The 3,965-nt window shown below is 47.0% G+C and carries 3 protein-coding genes; 2 read left to right on the top strand and 1 reads right to left on the bottom strand.

Annotated elements, in window-relative coordinates; genetic code table 11:
• Positions 1-279: 279 nt before the first annotated feature.
• Together ACLFWI_RS27955 and ACLFWI_RS27950 are read left to right on the top strand one after the other, a co-directional pair.
• Positions 280-2,754, top strand: a complete 2,475-nt coding sequence (locus ACLFWI_RS27955) for an ATP-dependent Clp protease ATP-binding subunit (RefSeq protein ID WP_446415650.1) — start codon at positions 280-282, stop codon at positions 2,752-2,754.
• A 216-nt stretch (positions 2,755-2,970) separates the two neighbouring features.
• Positions 2,971-3,369 carry an ExbD/TolR family protein gene (locus ACLFWI_RS27950; RefSeq protein WP_446415651.1) on the top strand — a complete coding sequence of 133 codons (399 nt, stop codon included), beginning with the start codon at positions 2,971-2,973 and terminating at the stop codon, positions 3,367-3,369.
• Here ACLFWI_RS27950 and ACLFWI_RS27945 read toward each other — a convergent pair.
• Entirely contained in the window at positions 3,308-3,544 is a 237-nt protein-coding gene (locus ACLFWI_RS27945) for a CIS tube protein (RefSeq protein WP_446415649.1), read from the bottom strand. The two genes, ACLFWI_RS27950 and ACLFWI_RS27945, sit on opposite strands and share 62 nt — an antisense overlap.
• Between the last annotated feature and the right edge of the window lie 421 nt (positions 3,545-3,965).

Here is a 3,965-nt window from a genome sequence, read left to right as displayed (position 1 = left end):
ATTGGTCATTGGTCATTGGTCATTGGTCATTGGTCATTGGTCATTGGTCATTTGTACTGTACTTTGTTGATTGTTCATAGAAAATTCTTCTCTCCCTAATCTCCCCCAGCTTCCCCAGTTTCCCCAGCTTCCCCACACCTGCGCTTCCCAAATCCCTCCCCCCAGATAGAGAAAATTAAAGATAAATTTTAGACAGGTTGTTGTATAGGAGACAGCCTGAGAAGTCTCCTATGCTAGAATCAGCGTACACGGGCACGCAACAGGTGATGGAAATACGCCATGTTTGAACGCTTTACAGAAAAAGCCATTAAGGTGATCATGCTAGCCCAGGAAGAGGCACGTCGCCTGGGGCATAACTTTGTCGGCACGGAACAAATCCTTCTGGGTTTGATCGGGGAGGGAACTGGCGTCGCCGCCAAAGTTCTCAAGTCGATGGGTGTCAATCTTAAAGATGCCCGGATTGAAGTTGAGAAAATCATTGGTAGAGGTTCCGGCTTTGTCGCTGTGGAAATTCCCTTTACCCCTAGGGCTAAACGAGTCTTAGAATTATCACTCGAAGAAGCCCGCCAACTGGGTCATAACTATATCGGAACTGAGCATTTACTGCTGGGTTTGATCCGGGAAGGCGAAGGGGTGGCGGCACGAGTTTTGGAAAATTTGGGTGTAGACCTGACCAAGGTGAGAACTCAAGTCATCCGGATGCTGGGCGAGACGGCAGAAGTCACCAGTGGCGCATCTTCGGGTCGCACGAAAACACCAACCTTAGATGAATTTGGTAGCAATCTAACCCAAATGGCGGGTGAAGGTAAACTTGATCCGGTCGTGGGACGCGCTAAGGAAATTGAGCGCGTTATCCAAATCTTGGGACGCCGCACCAAAAATAACCCTGTATTAATTGGGGAACCTGGGGTGGGGAAAACCGCGATCGCCGAAGGATTGGCGCAGCGAATTGCCAATAACGATATCCCAGATATCTTAGAAGAAAAGCGCGTCGTTACCTTGGACATCGGGCTACTGGTGGCGGGAACGAAGTATCGGGGTGAGTTTGAAGAACGCCTCAAAAAAATCATGGATGAGATCCGTCAAGCTGCCAATGTAATTTTGGTGATTGATGAGGTTCATACCCTGATTGGCGCAGGTGCGGCGGAAGGGGCTATTGATGCCGCAAATATCCTGAAACCCGCTTTAGCTAGGGGCGAACTCCAATGTATCGGGGCGACAACCCTGGATGAGTATCGGAAACATATTGAACGGGATGCGGCATTAGAACGGCGCTTCCAACCCGTGATGGTAGGTGAACCGTCCGTTGAAGAGACGATTGAGATTTTATACGGGTTGCGCGAACGCTATGAACAGCATCACAAGCTGAAAATTTTAGATGAAGCCCTGGATGCCGCGGCGAAACTGTCCGATCGCTATATCTCGGATCGCTATTTACCCGATAAAGCGATTGACTTGATCGATGAAGCCGGTAGCCGGGTACGTTTAATTAACTCCCAACTTCCCCCAGCGGCGAAAGAGTTAGATAAGGAACTGCGACAAGTCCTTAAAGAAAAAGACGACGCCGTGCGATCGCAAGACTTTGACCGGGCGGGGGAACTGCGCGATCGGGAAATGGAAATTAAAGGCGAAATCCGCGCGATCGCTCAAAATAAAAAGGCGGAAACTGGAACCGATGATTCGCCGGTCGTCGATGAGGAAGATATCGCCCATATTGTCGCATCCTGGACGGGGGTACCGGTTAGCAAGCTGACTGAATCCGAATCCGAGAAGCTGCTGCACATGGAAGATACGCTGCATCAGCGCCTTATCGGTCAGGAAGATGCGGTGAAAGCGGTATCACGGGCGATTCGACGGGCAAGGGTTGGTTTGAAGAACCCCAACCGCCCCATCGCTAGTTTTGTCTTCTCTGGTCCTACCGGGGTGGGTAAAACTGAGTTAGCTAAATCCTTGGCGGCTTATTTCTTCGGGTCAGAAGAAGCGATGATTCGCTTGGATATGTCCGAGTACATGGAACGCCATACCGTCAGTAAGTTGATTGGTTCTCCTCCAGGGTATGTTGGGTATAACGAAGGCGGTCAGCTAACCGAAGCGGTACGTCGTCGTCCCTATACGGTGGTGCTATTCGACGAAATCGAAAAAGCCCATCCCGATGTCTTTAACATGCTGCTGCAAATCCTGGAAGACGGACGTCTCACGGATGCTAAAGGGCGGACAGTAGACTTTAAGAACACCCTATTGATCATGACCTCTAATATTGGGTCGAAGGTGATTGAAAAAGGTGGCGGTGGTTTAGGCTTCGAGTTAAGCGACAATGAAGCCGAATCCCAGTACAACCGCATCCGTTCTTTGGTCAACGAGGAACTCAAGCAGTACTTCCGTCCGGAATTCCTCAACCGTTTGGATGAGATTATTGTCTTCCGTCAGCTTACCAAAGACGAGATCAAGGAAATCTGCGACATCCTACTGCGGGAAGTCTTCAAGCGTCTCACAGAACAGGGAATTACCTTGGAAGTTACCGATCGCTTCAAAGAACGGTTGGTGGAAGAAGGGTACAGTCCATCTTACGGCGCAAGACCCCTACGTCGGGCAATTATGCGCTTGTTAGAAGACGTATTAGCAGAAGAAATCCTGGCGACTCGCCTGCAAGAAGGAGACAGTGCGATCGTCGATGTGGATGAAGAGGGCAAAGTGAAAGTCATTCCTGGGGAACCTGGGGAACAACGGGAACTTTTGCCTCAAGGTGCTGAATAATCCACTTGATTCATAATTTCCTTATGGCGGTAGAGAAGGTTAGCCTTTTCTACCGTTTTTTTGTCATTGGTCATTCGTCTTATGTTGATTGTTGATGGTTCATTGTTAATAGTTCATTGTTCATCCTCTTCCCCATCTCCCTCATCTTCCCCTCACCCTCTCACCCTCTCACCCTCTCACCCCATCTCCCCAATACTTATTCAGCAAGCCCTAAATATGCGTCTACCTAATGATTCAGAAACACCGTTCCAGATTAATATTGTGCCGATGATTGATGCAATATTCGCAATCTTGGCATTTTTTATCATTTCTACGCTTTATTTAACCCGATCTGAAGGATTACCGGTTAATTTACCGACGGCGATAACCGCCGAGAGTCAGGTACAAGACCGAATAATTACAGTCACGATTCAGGCAAATGGGGCAATTTTTATTAACCAAGAACCGATTGATTTATCACAACTTGAAGTAGGGATAGAGTCATTAGTAACAGGAGATTCTCCATTCTTGGTGATTGTTAATGCCGATGAAAATGTCCCTCATGGTCGAGTTGTTAGCGTGATGGATCGCTTACGGTTAGTCGAAGGAATTCGTTTAGCGATCGCGACTCAGTAGAAGAATTAGCATCTTCTGCCACCTGTGTCAGTCCAGTACTGGCATTTGACGTAGGTGCAGACATACCGGGTTGAGACGTAGACTCATCAATTTCTTCCAGGGTCAAGTTAATCTTGGCGCGTACTGGTGTCCCATCCGGCAGAAACATCGTCAGATTATAATCGAGTTTAGTCACAAAGCAGCGAATATACTTTTGAGCTAAAAAAGGCTAAACAACAATCATAACCCACAACCGGATACAGGTCTCAAATCGGCAACGGCAATAATAAACATTTTTTAATATTTAATTTATAATTTGTAAACATATTTTAGGTAAATTTTCGACTATAGTCTAATAATATAGTTAAGGTTAGCTTCTCTGATTACGCTTATCCGCTTTTGCCGCCTAATCACGGACTTCTATGATCGCTGCTGTTATCCCAACCTGGGCAGATAGTTTATCTGGGGGAAATTCCCAAATTGGCAGAATGCTATTTGTTTTCACCCAATGGTTCTATACTACTTTAAACTCTCAGGTTTTTTTCTGTTGACTGATTTTAAATCTTAAATGGAGGAATATAACTCATGCCATTAGATTATTTTGCCCCAGGAGTCTA

The sequence above is a fragment of the Coleofasciculus sp. genome (assembly GCF_046539235.1).
Lineage (GTDB): Bacteria > Cyanobacteriota > Cyanobacteriia > Cyanobacteriales > Coleofasciculaceae > Coleofasciculus.
The sequence above is the reverse complement of the archived record's forward strand: the minus strand, read 5'-3'. Positions and strand labels throughout refer to the sequence as shown.